We start from the raw sequence: 16408 nt of genomic DNA, 5'->3' as shown, positions 1-16408 counted from the left end.
GGTCGTCCGCGCCGACGTGGCCACCGGCCGCGCCGGTGGCCAACGCCACGTGCAGCCGGTCGTTGACCAGGCAGTCGACCGCGTACGGCGCGCAGAGGGCGAGGACCCGTCGGGTCAGGTCGTACGCCTCGCGGTCGGTCGCGGAGTCCTCGACCCGGACCTGCACCAGGAGTTCGGTACGGGCCACCGGCAGTACGGCCCGGAGCACGGCGAGCGGATCCCGCCCGGGCCGGGTGTCGGTGATCAGATGCAGTCGTCCCAGGGACGGCACGGCAACTCTCCTCCCTGCGCCGGCATTACCCGGATCAGGTTCGACGGTCGGGGGCTCACAGCCCCCCTCTCAGCCCGGTCGACCGGGCTCCCGTGGGTCACTTGCGTGGCCACCGTACGACAGATCCGCTGACCTGCCAAGGTGCGTCCCGCCAGGGGGGCCTGCTCCGCCGCCGGCGTTAGGAGGGGTCCCTTCCTCTACCGCAGGCGTTAGCAGGGGACCCCGCCTTGCACAGGGGGAATGCGTGCTTCACACATAAAAACGGTAATTACAGCCCACCGATACCGAAACGTTACCCATCGAAACCTTGCCATGGATCGATTCAGCGGAATTAATTTGTTCAGCGATTCGACATAATGCCGCAACGGAAGCCCTGGCACGGCACTCCGGCTGCGGCTCCATCAGGGACGGTCTTCGGCGAGCCGGCCCCCGCGACCCCTGTCCGGCAAGGATCAAGGAGACCGGAGTGTTCCGACCACGCCGTATGCGCGTGCCCATGACCGCCACCCTTCTCACCCTCGGACTGGCCGCGACCACGCTCGCCGGCGCACCCGCCGCCCAGGCCGCCCCCGTTCCGGTAGCCCAGGCGCCGGCCCCGCAGGCCGAGGCCGACCCGTTCTCGGTGCTGGTCTTCTCCAAGACCGCCGGCTTCCGGCACGGTTCGATCCCGAGCGGCATCGCCGCCATCCAGCAGCTCGGCGCGGAACACGGGTTCACCGTGGACGCCACCGAGGACAGCACCGCCTTCACCGACCAGAACCTCGCCGGATACCAGGCGGTGATCTGGCTCTCCACCACCGGTGACGTGCTCAACGCCGACCAGCAGGCGGCGTTCGAGCGCTACATCCGGGCCGGTGGCGGGTACGCCGGCGTCCACGCCGCCTCCGACACCGAGTACGACTGGGAGTGGTACGGCGGCCTGGTCGGGGCGTACTTCAACAGCCACCCGGCCAACCAGCAGGCCACGGTCAAGGTGGAGGACCCGGCGCACCCGTCCACCGCGGACCTGCCGGACCGTTGGTCCCGGTTCGACGAGTGGTACAACTACCGCACCAACCCGCGCGGCAAGGTGCACGTGCTGGCCACGCTGGACGAGACCAGCTACTCCCCCGGCTCCGGCGCGATGGGTCACGACCACCCGATCGCCTGGTGCCAGGACTACGACGGCGGCCGGGCCTGGTACACCGGTGGCGGCCACACCAACGAGTCGTACGCCGAGCCGCAGTTCCTCGGTCATCTGCTCGGCGGCATCCGGACCGCGGCCGGGGTGCAGGACGCCGACTGCGGCGCCTCGCTGACCGCCAGCTTCGAGAAGGTGACGCTGGACAGCAACACCAGCAACCCGATGGAGCTGGACGTGGCCTCGGACGGCCGGGTCTTCTACATCGAGCGCGACGGCCGGGTGCAGATCGTCAAGCCGGACACCGGCAACACGGTCACCGCCATCGACCTCGACGTCTTCACCGGCAACGAGGACGGTTTGATCGGCATCCGCCTCGACCCGGACTTCGCCACCAACAACTGGGTGTACCTCTACTACGCCCCGAACGACGGGGTGGCGCGCAACGTGCTGTCCCGGTTCACGGTGAGCGGTGACGCGATCGACGCGGCCTCCGAGAAGGTCGTCCTCCAGGTCGACACCCAGCGCAACACCTGCTGCCACGCGGGCGGCACCATGACGTTCGACTCGGCCGGCAACCTCTACCTGGCGACCGGTGACAACACCAACCCGTTCCAGTCGGACGCGTACACGCCGATCGACGAGCGGCCGGGCCGCGCCGACTACGACGCGCAGCGCACCTCCGGCAACACCAACGACCTGCGCGGCAAGGTCCTGCGGATCCACCCGGAGGACGACGGGACGTACACCATCCCGGAGGGCAACCTGTTCCCGCCAGGCACCGAGAAGACCCGGCCGGAGATCTACGGCATGGGCTTCCGCAACCCGTTCCGGATCGGCATCGACCTGGCCACCGACACCCTCTACGTCGCCGACTACGGTCCGGACGCCGCCTCGGCGAACCCGAACCGTGGCCCGGCGGGCCTGGTCGAGTGGAACATCGTGGCCGAGGCCGGCAACTACGGCTGGCCGTACTGCCACGGCGGGAACCAGGCGTACAACGACTACCAGTTCCCGTCCGGCCCGAGCGGAGCGAAGTTCGACTGCGCCGCCGTGGTCAACAACTCGCCCAACAACACCGGCCTGACCAACCTGCCACCGGCCATCGCGGCCACCGTCGACTACGGCTACACCGGTGACCCCCGGTTCCCGGAGATCGGCGGCGGCGGCGCGCCGATGGGCGGCCCGGTCTACCGGTACGACGCCGACCTCGACTCGGACCGCAAGTGGCCGGCGTACTACGACGGCAAGGCGCTGCTCGGCGAGTGGAACCAGTCCAAGATGTACACGATGCAGGTCAGCGCCGACGGGCGGGAACTGGTCGACATCAACCAGTTGCTCACCGGGATGACCTTCATCCGGCCGATGGACTTCGAGTTCGGCCCCGACGGCGCGATGTACCTGATCGAGTGGGGCAGCGGCTTCGGCGGCAACAACGACAACTCCGGCGTCTACCGGATCGACTACATCGCCGGTGACCGGGCCCCGATCGCGGTGGCCTCCGCCGAGCCGACCTCCGGTCCGGCGCCGCTGACGGTCGAGTTCTCCAGCGCCGGGTCACGTGACCCGGACGGCGGCGTGCTGACGTACTCCTGGGCGTTCGGCGACGGCGGCACCTCCACCGAGGCGAACCCCACCCACACGTACGCCGAGGCCGGCAACTACACCGCCCAGCTCACCGTGACCAACCCCAACGGCCGTACGGCGGTGGCGAACGTCCCGGTGACCGTGGGCAACACCGCACCGACGGTGGAGATCGAGTTCCCGCCCAACGGTGGCTTCTTCAACTGGGGCGACCAGGTCAAGTACTCGATCACAGTGACCGACCCGGAGGACGGCGAGATCGACTGCGCCGACGTCCAGCTCCAGGTGCTGCTCGGGCACGACGAGCACGCGCACCCGCTGGAGCAGCACACCGGGTGCAGCGGCACGGTGCAGACCCAGCTCGCCGCCGGTCACGGCGCCGAGGCGGACGTCTTCACCGTGCTGGAGGCGACCTACACCGACAAGGGCGGCTCCGGCGGCGCCAGCCCGCTGACCGGGCGGATCATCGAGATCCTCCAGCCGAAGCGCAAGCAGGCCGAGTACTTCAGCGACACCGGACGCACGGCCGACGGCACCGGCGGCGGTGAGCCCGGCGTGCAGCGCGAGGCCACCGGCGACACCGCAGGCGGTGGCGAGAACATCGGCTTCATCGAGGACGGCGACTGGTGGTCGGTGGACCCGGCCGACCTGACCGAGATCTCCGAGATCCGGTTCCGCGCCTCCTCCGGCGTGGAGGGCGGTGTGATCGAGGTCCGGGCCGGCGCGGTCGACGGACCGGTGGTCGCCACGGCCACCGTCCCGGGCACCGGTGACTGGCAGACGTACACCGACGTCACCGCCCCGGTCACCGGGCCGGCGAGTGGATCTCTGTTCTTCGTGGCCCGGCACCCGAGCGGCGGCTCCGGTTCGCTGTTCAACGTCAACTGGGCGGACTTCGTCGGCAAGGGCGTCACCGACAACGCCCCGCCGACGGTCACCGCCACCGCCACGCCGGGCACCGGCACCGCGCCGGTCACCGTCGCGTTCGGTGGCACCGCCGTCGACCCGGAGGGCGACACCCCACTGACGTACGAGTGGGACTTCGGTGACGGTGGCACCGCCGACACGCTCCAGGCCGAGCACACGTACGAGCGGCCGGGCAACTTCACCGCGACCCTGACGGTGACCGACAGTCGGGGCGCCTTCTCGTACGCCACCGTGCCGGTCCGGGTCGACGCGCCGAACACCTCCTGCGTCGGCACGCGTTCGGACGACTTCGGCGGCACCACCCTGGACCGGGAGCGTTGGACCAGTGTGGTGCGGGAGAACCAGCTCCTGTCCGTCTCCGACGGCACACTGCGCCTGCCCACCTCGGCCGGCGACCTGTATGGCAGCCGCAACGACGCCACCAACCTGGTGCTCCAACCGGCACCGTCGGGCGCCTGGCAGGCCACCACCAAGGTGACCCTGCCGGTGACGGCCGACTACCAGCAGGCCGGCCTGCTGGTCTACGGCGACGACGACAACTACGCCAAGGTGGACCTGCTCTACAACGGCAGCCGGCGGGTGGAGTTCATCCGGGAGACCGCGGGTACGCCTCGCAACGAGGGTGCCGACAGCACCGCGGCACCGGCCGGTGACACCGTCCACCTGCGGATCAGCAGCGACGGCACCAGCCTGACGGCGTCGCTCTCGTCCGACGGTCTGACCTTCACCCCGGTCGGTCGGGCGGCAGCGCTGGAGGGCATCGAGAACCCCCGGATCGGCCTGTTCGCCCTCAACGGCGGCACGACCGCGCCGGTGGTGGACGCCGCGTTCGACTGGTTCCAGGTGACGCCGGACGAGCCGGCCGGACCGGTCGACCCGTCCGACGAGTTCGGCGGGACCGCGCTGGACAAGTGCCGGTGGAACGCGATCCTCCGGGAGGACGCCACCGCCTACCTGGTGGCCGACGGGGCGTTGAGCATCGACGTACCCAACGGTGACATCTACGGCACCGACAACACCGGGCCGACGAACTTCATCCTGCAGAACGCGCCGGACGGCGACTGGACGCTGGAGACGAAGGTCGACGGCAGCCTGCTGGACGAGCAGTACCAGCAGGGCGGGTTGATCGTGTACGGCGACGACGACAACTACGTCAAGTTCGACTTCGTCGTCGACAACCAGGCCGGCTCGCCGGTGTCGCGACGGATCGAGTTGCGCAGCGAGATCGACGGGGTGATCCAGAACCCGCAGCCCGGCCCGGAGGGCCTGACCGAGTCGGTGTGGCACCTGCGGCTGGCCCGCACCGGTGACACCTTCACCGGGTCGTACTCGGCGGACGGCACCACCTGGACGACGCTGACCGAGCTGACCAACGCGGCGGTCGGGGCGACCCCGAAGGTGGGACTGTTCGCCCTCGGGGGCAACCAGACCGCCTCGAAGCAGGTGTCGTTCGACTACTTCCGGCTGAGCACCGGCACGGTGGACGACACCGCGCCGGTGACCACCGCCGAGGTGGCCGGCACGCCGGTGGAGGGCTGGTACACCGGCCCGACGACGGTCACGCTGACCGCCACCGACGAGGGCGGCAGCGGGGTGGCCCGCACCGAGTACCAGCTCGACGACGCCGACACCTGGACCGCCTACACCGCGCCGGTGGCGGTCTCCGGGGACGGTGAGCACGAGCTGCGGTTCCGCTCGGTCGACGAGGCCGGCAACGTGGAGGAGACCCGGACGGTCGACGTCCGGATCGACACCACCGCGCCGGTCAGCACCGCGGCGTTCGCCCCGGCGAACGACGCGGGCTGGCACGACGGCACGATCCCGGTGGTGCTCTCCTCGACCGACGCCGGTTCCGGGGTCGGGTCGCTGGAGTGGTCGTTGGACGGCGGCGACTGGACGCCGTACACCGAGCCGGTCGAGATCAGCGGCGACGGGACCCACGAGCTGCTCTACCGGGCCACCGACAACGCGGGCAACGCCGAGACGCTCAAGTCGGCGGTGGTTCGCATCGACGGCACCAAGCCGACGCTCTTGGTCTCCGGCATCGCCGACGGCCAGCTCTACGGCGACAGCCAGGACGTACGGGTGTCCTGGCAGGCGGTCGACCCCACCTCGGGGATCGCCACCGTGGTCGGCCGGCTCGACGACCGCCCGTACGTCAGCGGCACCCTCCAGGCGATGTACGAGCTGCCGCTGGGGCTGCACGAGCTGACGGTGACCGCGACCGACAAGGCGGGTAACGCCACCACCACGACGGTCCGATTCTTCGTCACCACCTCGTTCCGGGACATGCAGAACCTGCTGGACCGGTTCAAGGCGACGGGTCGGCTCACCGCTCGGGCACACACCCAGCTGTCGAACCGGCTCTCCAACGCCCGCACGGCGGAGGCCGCCGGTAACGACCAGCGGGCGATCAACCAGCTCACCGCGTTCCGGGGGCTGGCCGGCGACGCCACCCTGGTCGGTGAGGCGGAGATCCGGGACGTGCTGGTCCGGGACACCGACGCCATGATCGTCCGGCTCGGCGGCACGGCCAGCAAGGCGGGCGTACGCGCCAACGACGGTGATTCCGTCGCCGGCACCGGACGACTGGGTGGCGATCCCACCCGGCTCGCTCCCGGCCGCCGGTTGTAGGAGCGACCGCCAGTCCTGCTGACGGTCACTCTCCGCAGGTGATCGGGGCCCCGTCCGGCGACCAGCCGGGCGGGGCCCCTTCGCGTGCGCTGCCCCCTACCGGTCGAGCACCGCGCGCAGCGCCGTGAGGTCCGCCTCACCCGGCTGCCAGTTGCCCGCCTCGGCGTTGGCGCGTACCTGGTCGGGCGTGGTGGCTCCGGCGATGACGGAGGTCACCGCCGGCTGGGCGGCCAGCCCGCCGATCGCCACGTGCAGCATCGACACGCCCCGCTCGGCGGCGTACGCCTCGATGCCCTCGATGGTGTCCCAGTCGGCGGCGGCGAGCCGCTGGGCGTACCGGCCGCCACCGGCGAGGCGGCTACCGGCCGGCGGGGCCTCACCACGCTTGTACTTGCCGGTGAGCAGCCCGTTGGCCAGCGGGAAGAACGGCAGCATGCCGAGGCCGAACCGCTCGCAGGCGGGCAGCACCTCGATCTCGGCGTCCCGGTTGAGCAGGCTGTAGTGGTTCTGGGCGCTGACGAAGCGGGCGGTCCCCCGGGTCTTCGCCGTCCAGTCGGCGTCCGCGATCTGCCAGCCCGCGAAGTTCGAGTTGCCCAGGTAGCGCACCTTGCCGGCACGGACGAGATCGTCCAGGGCGGTGAGCGTCTCCTCGATCGGGGTGCCCGGGTCGGGCTCGTGGAACTGGTACAGGTCGATGTAGTCGGTGTCCAGGCGGCGCAGCGACGCCTCCACCGCCCGGATGACGTACCGCCGCGAGCCGCGCACGCTGAAGTCCCGCCCGTTGCCACCCCCCATCGACATGCCGAACTTGGTCCCGATCACCACGTCGTCGCGACGGCCCTTGAGGGCCGCGCCGAGCTGAGCCTCCGACGCGCCGTGCGGCTCGCCGTAGATGTCGGCGGTGTCGAAGAAGTTGATCCCGACGTCGAGGGCGGCGTCGACCACCGCGCGGGTGCCGTCCAGGTCGAGTTTGCGGCCGAAGTTGTTGCAGCCGATCCCCACGACGGACACCACGAGCCCGGAGTCGCCCAACCGGCGATAGGTCATCTCAGTCACGAGATCAACCCTATGTCGATCGTCCGACCTCCCACACCGGCTCCGGCGTCTCCACCACCTCACCGTCACCACGGAAGAGCAGGAAGCGGTCGAAGGTCCGGGTGAACCAGCGGTCGTGGGTGACCGCCAGCACCGTGCCGGAGAACGCGGCCAGCCCGGCCTCCAACGCCTCGGCCGAGGCCAGGTCGAGGTTGTCCGTCGGCTCGTCGAGCAGCAGCAGGGTCGCCCCGGACAACTCCAGCAGCAGCACCAGGAAACGGGCCTGCTGGCCGCCGGAGAGCGTGCCGAAGCGCTGGTCGCCCTGCCCGGCGAGCTCGTACCGGCTGAGCGCGGCCATGGCCGCGTGCCGGTCCATGCCGGCGCGGTGCTCGTCGCCCCGCCACAGGATCTCGGCCAGCGTCTTCGCCATCAGCTCCGGCCGGTCGTGGGTCTGCGAGAAGTGCCCGGGACGCACCCGCGCGCCGAGCCGGGCCGTCCCGTCGTGCGCCACCGGCGCGAGCGCCGCCGCCCCGTCGACCGGGCCGTTGGCCGGGTCCGGATCGGTGCCCCCTCGGGCCAGCAGGCGCAGGAAGTGGGACTTGCCGGTGCCGTTGGCGCCCAGCACCGCCACCCGGTCGCCATACCAGACCTCCAGGTCGAACGGGTAGGTCAGGCCGTCGATCTCGAGCTGTTCGCAGACGAGCGCCCGCTTGCCGGTCCGGCCGCCGGCCAGCCGCATCCGGATGTCCTGGTCCTTCGGCGGTACGGGCGGCGGGCCGGCCTCCTCGAACTTGCGCAACCGGGTCTGCGCCGACTGGTACCGGGAGGCCATGTCCGAGTTGTACGCCGCCTTCTGCTTGTACATCAGCATCTGCTCGCGCAGCTTGTGGTGCTCCTCGTCCCACCGTTTGCGCAGTTCGTCGAGGCGGGCGTGACGGGCCACCCGGGCCTCGTGCCAACTGGCGAAACCGCCCGGGTGCACCCAGGCGCTGCCGCCCTCCACCGCGACCACCCGGTCGGCGGTGTGCGCCAACAGTTCGCGGTCGTGCGAGACGTAGAGCACCGACTTGGTGGACTCCCGCAGCCGCGCCTCCAGCCAGCGCTTGCCGGGCACGTCGAGGAAGTTGTCCGGCTCGTCGAGCAGCAGCACCTCCTCCGGGCCTCGCAGCAGCAGTTCGAGCGCGAAACGCTTCTGCTGTCCACCGGAGAGGGTGCGGACCGGACGCTGCCGGGCGGTCTCCCAGGGCAGGTCGAGCACGATGGTGGCGACGGTGTCGAAGAGCACCTCGGCGTCGTACCCACCGGTCTCGCCCCAGGCGGCCAGCGCGTCCGCGTACGCGAGCTGGGCCTTGCCGGCGGCGGTGCTGTACTTGCCGCGCAGCTCGGCCGCGCGCATGGCGGCCTCGGTCTCGGTCAGCCGGTGTCCCGCGTCGCGCAGGGGTGGCGGGGCCAGGGACAGGGCCAGGTCGGCAAGCGTCGAGTCGTCGCCGATCATGCCGATGAACTGGCGCATCACTCCCAGTCCACCGGCCCGCGCGATGGTGCCGGTGCGGACCGGCAGGTCACCGGCGACCATCCGCAGCAGAGTGGTCTTGCCGGCGCCGTTCGGCCCGACCAGCGCCACCTTGGCACCCTCACCGACCCGGAACGACACGTCGGTGAAGAGTTCACGACCGTCCGGTAGTACGTGTCCGGCCGCTGCCACGTCGACGTATCCCACGCCGGCATCCTGCCGGAGCCGGGCCGGGCGGCCAACCGATTAGTCGTGTCCCGGCGGTCAGCGGGTGACGCGAAGCACCCGGAAGCCCTTCTGACTGGCGTGCCGCTCGACCCGCCAGCCCTGCTCGACCAGCCAGCGTTGCAGCGAGTCGCCGCCGAGGTGGCGGGCCACCACGAGCCAGGCCACCCCGTCCGGAGCCAGTCGCGGCAACCAACGGCCGAGCAACTGGTGCAGATCCTCCTTGCCGATCCGGATCGGCGGGTTGGACCAGATCTCCGCGAAGTGGAGGTCTGCCGGCACCTCCTCGGGGGTGGCCACCCGCAGCCGATCCGCGACACCGAGCCGTTGCGCGTTCCCGGCGGTCAGCTCCCGGGCCCGCTCGTTGACGTCCACCGCCCAGACGGTCGCCTGTGGTGCGACGCTGGCCAGGACGCAGGCGATCGGCCCGAACCCGGAGCCGAGGTCCAGCAGCGGTCCGACGGCCGCCGGGGTCGGCAGTTGGGCCTTGCGCAGCAGCACGGCGGTGCCGGGGTCCAGTCGGGTGGCGGAGAACACCCCGCCCGCCGACGCCAGGGCGTAGTCGCGGCCGGCGACGCTGAACTGCACCTCGCGCGCCTGGCCGGGCGTGCTCGGTTCGGCGGTGAAGTAGTGGTCCCCGGTCACGCCGGCCATTCTCGCACCGAGCCGGAACGGGCCGGACCGACGGGAGTAGGCAGTGCCTCCCGCACATCCGGCAAAATGCCCACTAATGGGGTAAAAATCCTTACTCTGGTCACCATGTACCGGTACGACTCTGATGAGGACGCATACCTCCAGTACGGCGACGACGACGCCGAGGTAGTCCCGGCCGGCGACGACCGCCGCCCGGGCGGCCCCTCCCCGTCGCGCTTTCCCACACCGTCGCTGACGCGCCCCAACCAGATCCTGCTGCCCTCGGCGACAGCGGGCTCCGCCACGGATCCGCCGCCCCCGCCCGAGCTGGTCACGCCACCGGAGCCGATCGACCCACCGGCGCCCTACCCGCCGGAGACCGACCTGGTCCTGCCCTCCGGTGTGTACGCGTCGAGCACCGCCGCACCGGCGCAGACCTCCCTCACCGGCTACGAGCCGACCTCGGCCGCCGCCCCACCGTCCACACCGGTGAGTGCACCGCCGCCCCGCACCGGCGGCAACCGCACCTGGCAGGTGCTGATCGGTGGTGCCGCCGCACTCGTCCTGCTCGGGCTCTGCGGCCTCACCGCCGGCGCCCTGATGGACGGTGGGCAGTTCATCGGCCAGCAGGCGGCACCCACCTCCGAGCCGCAGAACACCCAGGACACCGAGGACGCCGCCAGCGACCTGGACTCCCGGGACACCGACTCCGCGCCGCTGACCGCCCGCGAGGTCTTCCCGGCCAGCACCCTGACGATCGACGGCAGCACCGCCGGCTACGAGGTGCTGCGGACCCAGTCCAGCGCGAGCTGCGCGGTCGCGGCCACCGGCGAGGTCGCCGAGTCGCTGACCCTGCTCGGCTGCAACCAGGTGGTCCGGGCCACGCTGCGCACGCCCGACAGCGAGCACCTGGTCACCACCGGGCTGTTCAACCTGACCGACCGGAGCAGCGCCGAACGTGCCAGGGACCGCATCCGGCAGGCGCTCGACGCGCGGCAGGGTCGGTTCCGGGGCATGTCGGCCGGCGACGGGACCGACGTCGTCACCTCCGCGCCCGCCCGCGTCGGCTGGCAGGTACGCGGCCACTACCTCGCCTACGCGGTGGTGACCCGCACGGACGGGGCGGTGGTCCGTTCCGCCGACACCACGGTCCGCGAGATCCTCTTCGACATGCTGGAGATGCACCTCAACCGCGACGTGCTGGAACGGCGGGCGGCCGGCGGTACGGCCACCCAGCCCGACCCGACGCCCACCGACGACACCGGCGACCAGGACCCTGACACCGGGAACTGAGGAGGCGGCTCAGGCCACCACGGCTCGGGTCACCACGGCTCAGGTCTCCGCCGGCACCCGCAGCCGACGGGTGGCCTCGGCCCGGCGGGCGTACTCGGCTGGATCGTCGGGATAGCCGACCGCCACCAGGGTCAGTCCGTGCGCCGGTGCCACCGTGACCTCGCTGGACCGCTCCCGCCGGGTCAACAGGCCGGCCGGCCACTCGACCGGCCGGCGCCCGTCCCCGGCGACCAGCATCGCGCCGACCAGGCTGCGCACCATCGCCTGGCAGAACGCGTCGGCCTGCACGGTGGCGACCAGGACGCCGTCGGCCTCGCGCCGCCAGTCCAGCCGGGTCACCTCCCGCAGCGTGGTGGCGTTCTCCTTCCGCCGGCAGTACGCGGCGAAGTCGTGTTCCCCCACCAGCCCGGCCGCCGTGGCGGCGAGCCGGTCGACGTCGAGCGCACGCGGCCAGCCCAGGATCTCGTGCCGGCGCAGCGGCTCGGCGCCCCAGGGCGCGTCGGTGACCCGGTACTCGTAGCGCCGGAAGGTCGCCGAGAAGCGGGCGTCGAAGCTGTCCGGCACCACACTCATCGCCCGTACCCGGACGTCACCCGGCAGCAGCCGGGCCAGCCGACGCAGCAGACGGCTCTCCTGCACCCGCCACACCTCGTCGGGCAGGTCGACGTGGCAGACCTGCCCGGTGGCGTGCACCCCGGCGTCGGTGCGCCCGGCAACCGTCAGCCCGGCCGCGACACCGGCCCCGAGCACCAGGTCCAACGCCTCGACCAGCACACCGGCGACCGTGCGCCGCTCCGGCTGGGCGGCCCACCCCGAGAAGCCGGTCCCGTCGTACGCGACCTCCAGCCGCAGCCGGGTGCGCTCCTCCACGTCGTACCTCCTCGACGGGTCGGGCCCGGCACCCCCGAGGGGATGCCGGGCCCGACGACGGCCTGAATCAGGCCTTGCCTTCCTCGGTGGCCAGGTCGCTGTCCTCGCGGGCAGCGGCGGTGTCACCGGACGCCGACACCGGCGGCTCGGCGTCCTGGTCGGCCGACCGGTTCTCCGGGGCCTCGTCGGCCGGGGCCAGCGCCTCGACCTTGTCCTGCTGCGCGGCCTTGCGGGCGGCGGTCTTCTGGTTCACCTTCGGCTCGGCGACCTGAAGCTCCTCGACCAGCTCGATGATCGCCATCGGCGCGGCGTCGCCCTTGCGCGGACCGGTCTTCACGATCCGGGTGTAGCCACCGTTGCGGTTGGCGTACCGCGGCGCGATCTGATCGAACAGGGCGTAGACCACGTCCTTGTCCTTGACCACGGTCAGCACCCGCCGACGCGACGCGAGGTCGCCCCGCTTGGCCTTGGTGATCAGCTGCTCGGCGAGCGGACGCAGCCGCCGGGCCTTGGTCTCGGTGGTCTTGATCTTGCCGTGCTGGAACAGCGAGGTGGCCAGGTTGGCCAGCATCAGCCGCTCGTGCGCGGGGCTGCCGCCGAGGCGGGGGCCCTTGGTGGGCGTGGGCATGCTTGGTGCTCCTCAGGTGTGGCGGCAGCGCGGACTAGAGCTGCTCGGTCTCGCGGTAGTCGTCGGTGTCGTAGTCGGCCTCGCCGAAGGTGTCCACGACATGCGCCGGGTCGAAGTTCGGAGCCGAGTCCTTCAGCCCCAGACCCATTCCGGCGAGCTTCATCTTGACCTCGTCGATCGACTTCTGGCCGAAGTTGCGGATGTCGAGGAGGTCGGCCTCGGTACGCCCGATGAGCTCACCAACGGAGTTGATGCCCTCGCGCTTGAGGCAGTTGTAGGAGCGGACGGTCAGGTCCAGCTCCTCGATCGGCAGGGCCAGGTCCGCCGCCAGCTGCGCGTCCTGCGGCGACGGGCCGATGTCGATGCCCTCCGCCGTCTCGTCCAGCTCCCGGGCCAGCCCGAAGAGCTCCACCAGCGTCGAACCGGCCGAGGCCAGCGCGGTACGCGGGCCCATCGACGGCTTGGTCTCGACGTCGATGATCAGCCGGTCGAAGTCGGTCCGCTGCTCGACACGGGTCGCCTCGACGCGGTACGTCACCTTGAGCACCGGCGAGTAGATCGAGTCGACCGGGATCCGGCCGATCTCCGCACCCGCCTGCTTGTTCTGCGCCGCCGTGACGTAGCCCCGACCCCGCTCGACGGTCAGCTCCATGTCGAGCCGGCCCTTGCCGTTGAGGGTGGCGAGCTTCAGGTCCGGGTTGTGCACCGAGACACCGGCCGGCGGCTGGATGTCACCGGCGGTCACGTCGCCCGGGCCCTGCTTGCGCAGGTACATGCTGACCGGCTCGTCGTGCTCGGAGCTGACGCAGAGCTCCTTGATGTTCATGACGAGCTCGACCACGTCCTCCTTGACCCCGGGGATCGTGGTGAACTCGTGCAGGACACCGTCGATCTTGATCGAGGTGACCGCCGCACCGGGGATGGAGGACAGCAGCGTACGCCGCAGCGAGTTGCCCAGGGTGTAGCCGAAGCCCGGCTCCAGCGGCTCGATGGTGAACCGGGACCGGGTCTCGTTGATCGACTCTTCGGAGAGAGACGGTCGCTGGCTGATGAGCATGTTTTCTCTTCTCTTCCGGGACGCCCGCTATATGACGTCCACGACACAACGTGTTCCGGTGGCCCGCCCGTCGCCGGGCGGGCCACCGCAACGAGCCCTTACTTGGAGTAGAGCTCGACGATCAGCTGCTCCTGGACCTGGGTGTCGATCACCTGGCGGGCCGGGAGCGAGTGCACGAGCACCTTCATCTGGCTCGGAATGGCCTCGAGCCACGCCGGAACCGTCTTGGAGCCGGCCTCGGCCTGCGCCACGATGAACGGGGTGAGCTCCTTGCTCTTCACCCGAACCTCGATGATGTCGTGCTCCTTGACGCGGTACGACGGGATGTCGACCTTCTTGCCGTTCACCATGAAGTGGCCGTGCTTGACCAGCTGGCGGGCCATGTCCCGGGACTTGGCGTAGCCGGCCCGGTAGACCACGTTGTCCAGCCGCGACTCGAGGATCTGCAGGAGGACCTCACCGGTCTTGGCCTGCTTGGCCACGGCCTCCTCGTAGTAACCGCGGAACTGCTTCTCCAGCACGCCGTAGACCCGGCGGGCCTTCTGCTTCTCACGGAGCTGGAGCAGGTACTCCGTCTCCTTGGTCCGACCGCGGCCGTGCTGCCCGGGCGGGAACGGCCGGGACTCGAACGGGCACTTCGGACCATCGCACTTGCTGCCCTTGAGGAACAGCTTCATCTTCTCCCGCCGGCAACGGCGGCAGTCAGCACCGGTGTAACGAGCCATCTCTCTCTAACCTCTCAGACCCGACGACGCTTCGGCGGACGGCACCCGTTGTGCGGCTGCGGGGTGACGTCGGAGATCTGCCCGACCTCCAGACCCACCGCCTGCAGCGAACGGATGGCGGTCTCCCGGCCGGAGCCGGGACCCTTGACGAACACGTCGACCTTGCGCATGCCGTGCTCCATGGCCCGACGCGCGGCGGCCTCGGCGGCCAGCTGCGCGGCGAACGGAGTCGACTTGCGCGAGCCCTTGAAGCCGACCTGGCCGGCGGAGGCCCACGAGATGACGGCACCGGTCGGGTCCGTGATGGACACGATGGTGTTGTTGAAGGTGCTCTTGATATGCGCCTGCCCGTGGGCGACGTTCTTGCGTTCCTTGCGCCGGACCTTCTTGACAGCGGCTCCGGCACGAGCCTTCGGTGGCATAAGTCTGTGCGCTCCTGTTTTTGGTTCTCGATCGGGTTCCGGTCTCTCGCCCCGCTACTTCCGTAGACACCGGCTCCGGTGGGAGTCCGGCCGACCTCGGCGGAGAAGGACCAGAATTCCGGTTGAGGAACTACTACTTCTTGCCGGGCTTCTTCTTGCCGGCGACCGTCCGCTTCGGGCCCTTGCGGGTACGCGCGTTCGTACGCGTCCGCTGGCCACGGACGGGCAGTCCCCGGCGGTGCCGGATACCCGCGTAGCAGCCGATCTCGACCTTGCGACGGATGTCAGCGGCGACCTCGCGGCGCAGGTCGCCTTCTACCTTGTAGTTGGCCTCGATGTGGTCACGGAGCTGGACCAGCTCCTCGTCCGTGAGGTCCCGGGCGCGCTTGTCCGGCGAGATGCCGGTGGCGGCGAGCGTCTCCAGAGCGCGGGTACGACCCACGCCGAAGATGTAGGTGAGCGCAATCTCCAGCCGCTTCTCGCGGGGGAGATCCACGCCGACTAGACGTGCCATCTGCGGGCGTACTCCTTGTGGTCTTCTGCCGGAGGTGTGGTCCCGTCCCACCCCGCTACGCGGCCGTCCCGTCCTTCCGGCGCGACGTGCGCCGGCGACCGGGATGGTCGCTGCCCGAGCGGGCCCCGGCCTCCGACCGGGGGTCAACCACGAGAAAGTACGCGCTGCGCACCGCTCGCGGCTGGGACGAGCATGTGTGATGTGTGGGCTGGGTTCAGCCCTGGCGCTGCTTGTGGCGCGGGTCGGTGCAGATCACCATGACCCGGCCGTGCCGGCGGATAACCCGGCACTTGTTGCAGATCCTCTTGACGCTCGGCTTGACCTTCACGGTTGCCTTACTTCCCATCTGGCCCGGCGCCACGAGGCGCGACACCGGACGTCGAAGACGGACACGGGACGATTCCGGGCCGCCGTCAGGCTTACTTGTAGCGGTAGACGATGCGCCCGCGAGTCAGGTCGTACGGCGAGAGTTCGACGACGACCCGGTCCTCCGGCAGGATGCGGATGTAGTGCTGCCGCATCTTGCCGCTGATGTGAGCCAGGACCTTGTGGCCGTTGGCGAGCTCCACCCGGAACATGGCGTTCGGCAGGGGCTCGATGACCCGACCTTCGATCTCGATGGCTCCGTCTTTTTTCGGCATGTCCTCCGCTGTCCTGACGTCGACTACTCCGGACGGCCCACAACGTCTTACACGGGTGACTGATCAAGATCAGATTTCCCGCGCCAGCCGCGGCTCCGCGTCCCACCGAAGCGCTGGTGGGCATGGCGGAGTGGACGCTGTGCGCCGATCAGAAAGTGTACGCCCGCCTGCACGCCGTCGCCAAACCGACCGGCCCGAGTACGCCGACGGGGTGGACAAACCCGGCGTTCAGCCCGCCGCGTCACGCTCCGCCCGGTCCGCCCCCGCCGGCGTGACGGGCCCGCCAGCCGACGCCGAGGGCCGCCCCGGCGACGAC

14 protein-coding genes and 1 riboswitch are annotated in these 16408 nt (G+C 70.6%); of the genes, 2 read left to right on the top strand and 12 right to left on the bottom strand.

The features are described from left to right. Nucleotides 1-271, bottom strand: a 271-nt coding sequence (locus EYA84_RS11870) for a thiamine phosphate synthase (protein WP_201272371.1), incomplete at its 3' end; no start/stop codon positions are given. Further along, nucleotides 266-374, bottom strand: a riboswitch (TPP riboswitch). (Overlaps the previous gene by 6 nt.) A 393-nt stretch (nt 375-767) precedes the next feature. Between EYA84_RS11870 and EYA84_RS11865 the strand changes: the two genes are divergently transcribed. After that, complete coding sequence (locus tag EYA84_RS11865; RefSeq protein ID WP_236145718.1) at nt 768-6536, top strand: ThuA domain-containing protein; 5769 nt, start codon at nt 768-770, stop codon at nt 6534-6536. A 96-nt stretch (nt 6537-6632) separates the two neighbouring features. On the opposite strand, the gene EYA84_RS11860 is transcribed toward EYA84_RS11865, so the two are convergent. From EYA84_RS11860 to EYA84_RS11850, 3 genes are read right to left on the bottom strand one after another with little or no spacing between them, the layout of a single operon-like run. Further along, entirely contained in the window at nt 6633-7583 is a 951-nt protein-coding gene (locus tag EYA84_RS11860) for an aldo/keto reductase (RefSeq protein ID WP_131053095.1), read from the bottom strand. 19 nt (nt 7584-7602) lie between these two features. Beyond that, the gene (locus EYA84_RS11855) at nt 7603-9291 is read right to left on the bottom strand and encodes an ABC-F family ATP-binding cassette domain-containing protein (RefSeq protein WP_131053093.1); all 1689 of its coding nucleotides are present in this window, start codon (nt 9289-9291) and stop codon (nt 7603-7605) included. A 57-nt stretch (nt 9292-9348) separates the two neighbouring features. Next, nucleotides 9349-9954 carry a class I SAM-dependent methyltransferase gene (locus EYA84_RS11850; protein WP_131053092.1) on the bottom strand — a complete coding sequence of 202 codons (606 nt, stop codon included), beginning with the start codon at nt 9952-9954 and terminating at the stop codon, nt 9349-9351. Between the two features lie 114 nt (nt 9955-10068). Here EYA84_RS11850 and EYA84_RS11845 point away from each other — a divergent pair, with 114 nt between their 5' ends. After that, nucleotides 10069-11235: a hypothetical protein gene (locus EYA84_RS11845; RefSeq protein WP_131053091.1), complete on the top strand. Its 1167-nt coding sequence runs from the start codon at nt 10069-10071 to the stop codon at nt 11233-11235. Between the two features lie 39 nt (nt 11236-11274). Here EYA84_RS11845 and truA read toward each other — a convergent pair whose 3' ends face one another. The 8 genes from truA to infA all read right to left on the bottom strand — a co-directional run bounded on the left by truA (nt 11275) and on the right by infA (nt 16092). Further along, nucleotides 11275-12105 (bottom strand): tRNA pseudouridine(38-40) synthase TruA, encoded by an 831-nt coding sequence (gene truA / locus EYA84_RS11840; protein WP_131053090.1) that lies wholly within the window; start codon nt 12103-12105, stop codon nt 11275-11277. Between the two features lie 67 nt (nt 12106-12172). Continuing rightward, nucleotides 12173-12733, bottom strand: coding sequence for a 50S ribosomal protein L17 (gene rplQ / locus EYA84_RS11835; RefSeq protein ID WP_131053089.1), 561 nt, complete (start codon nt 12731-12733; stop codon nt 12173-12175). A 34-nt stretch (nt 12734-12767) separates the two neighbouring features. Continuing rightward, entirely contained in the window at nt 12768-13790 is a 1023-nt protein-coding gene (locus tag EYA84_RS11830; protein WP_074472529.1) for a DNA-directed RNA polymerase subunit alpha, read from the bottom strand. A gap of 98 nt (nt 13791-13888) precedes the next feature. Beyond that, nucleotides 13889-14515 (bottom strand): 30S ribosomal protein S4, encoded by a 627-nt coding sequence (rpsD, locus tag EYA84_RS11825; RefSeq protein ID WP_131053088.1) that lies wholly within the window; start codon nt 14513-14515, stop codon nt 13889-13891. Nucleotides 14516-14529: 14 nt separating this feature from the next. Next, nucleotides 14530-14937: a 30S ribosomal protein S11 gene (rpsK, locus tag EYA84_RS11820; RefSeq protein WP_007073011.1), complete on the bottom strand. Its 408-nt coding sequence runs from the start codon at nt 14935-14937 to the stop codon at nt 14530-14532. A gap of 133 nt (nt 14938-15070) precedes the next feature. Continuing rightward, nucleotides 15071-15451 carry a 30S ribosomal protein S13 gene (gene rpsM, locus EYA84_RS11815; RefSeq protein WP_117226239.1) on the bottom strand — a complete coding sequence of 127 codons (381 nt, stop codon included), beginning with the start codon at nt 15449-15451 and terminating at the stop codon, nt 15071-15073. 214 nt (nt 15452-15665) lie between these two features. Next, nucleotides 15666-15779 (bottom strand): 50S ribosomal protein L36, encoded by a 114-nt coding sequence (rpmJ, locus tag EYA84_RS11810; RefSeq protein ID WP_012184307.1) that lies wholly within the window; start codon nt 15777-15779, stop codon nt 15666-15668. A gap of 91 nt (nt 15780-15870) precedes the next feature. Then, the gene (gene infA, locus EYA84_RS11805; RefSeq protein WP_007073013.1) at nt 15871-16092 is read right to left on the bottom strand and encodes a translation initiation factor IF-1; all 222 of its coding nucleotides are present in this window, start codon (nt 16090-16092) and stop codon (nt 15871-15873) included. Nucleotides 16093-16408 lie beyond the last annotated feature (316 nt).

It is taken from the genome of Verrucosispora sp. SN26_14.1, from assembly GCF_004307965.1.
Classification (GTDB): Bacteria; Actinomycetota; Actinomycetes; order Mycobacteriales; family Micromonosporaceae; genus Micromonospora.
The sequence above is the reverse complement of the archived record's forward strand: the minus strand, read 5'-3'. Positions and strand labels throughout refer to the sequence as shown.

Bases quoted from the DNA above. Each gene is read 5' to 3' on its own strand.
- EYA84_RS11865 (WP_236145718.1), top strand. From the start codon at position 768: ATGACCGCCACCCTTCTCACCCTCGGACTGGCCGCGACCACGCTCGCC.
- EYA84_RS11860 (WP_131053095.1), bottom strand. From the start codon at position 7,583: ATGACCTATCGCCGGTTGGGCGACTCCGGGCTCGTGGTGTCCGTCGTG.
- EYA84_RS11845 (WP_131053091.1), top strand. From the start codon at position 10,069: ATGTACCGGTACGACTCTGATGAGGACGCATACCTCCAGTACGGCGAC.
- rplQ (WP_131053089.1), bottom strand. From the start codon at position 12,733: ATGCCCACGCCCACCAAGGGCCCCCGCCTCGGCGGCAGCCCCGCGCAC.
- EYA84_RS11830 (WP_074472529.1), bottom strand. From the start codon at position 13,790: ATGCTCATCAGCCAGCGACCGTCTCTCTCCGAAGAGTCGATCAACGAG.
- rpsD (WP_131053088.1), bottom strand. From the start codon at position 14,515: ATGGCTCGTTACACCGGTGCTGACTGCCGCCGTTGCCGGCGGGAGAAG.
- rpsK (WP_007073011.1), bottom strand. From the start codon at position 14,937: ATGCCACCGAAGGCTCGTGCCGGAGCCGCTGTCAAGAAGGTCCGGCGC.
- rpsM (WP_117226239.1), bottom strand. From the start codon at position 15,451: ATGGCACGTCTAGTCGGCGTGGATCTCCCCCGCGAGAAGCGGCTGGAG.
- infA (WP_007073013.1), bottom strand. From the start codon at position 16,092: ATGCCGAAAAAAGACGGAGCCATCGAGATCGAAGGTCGGGTCATCGAG.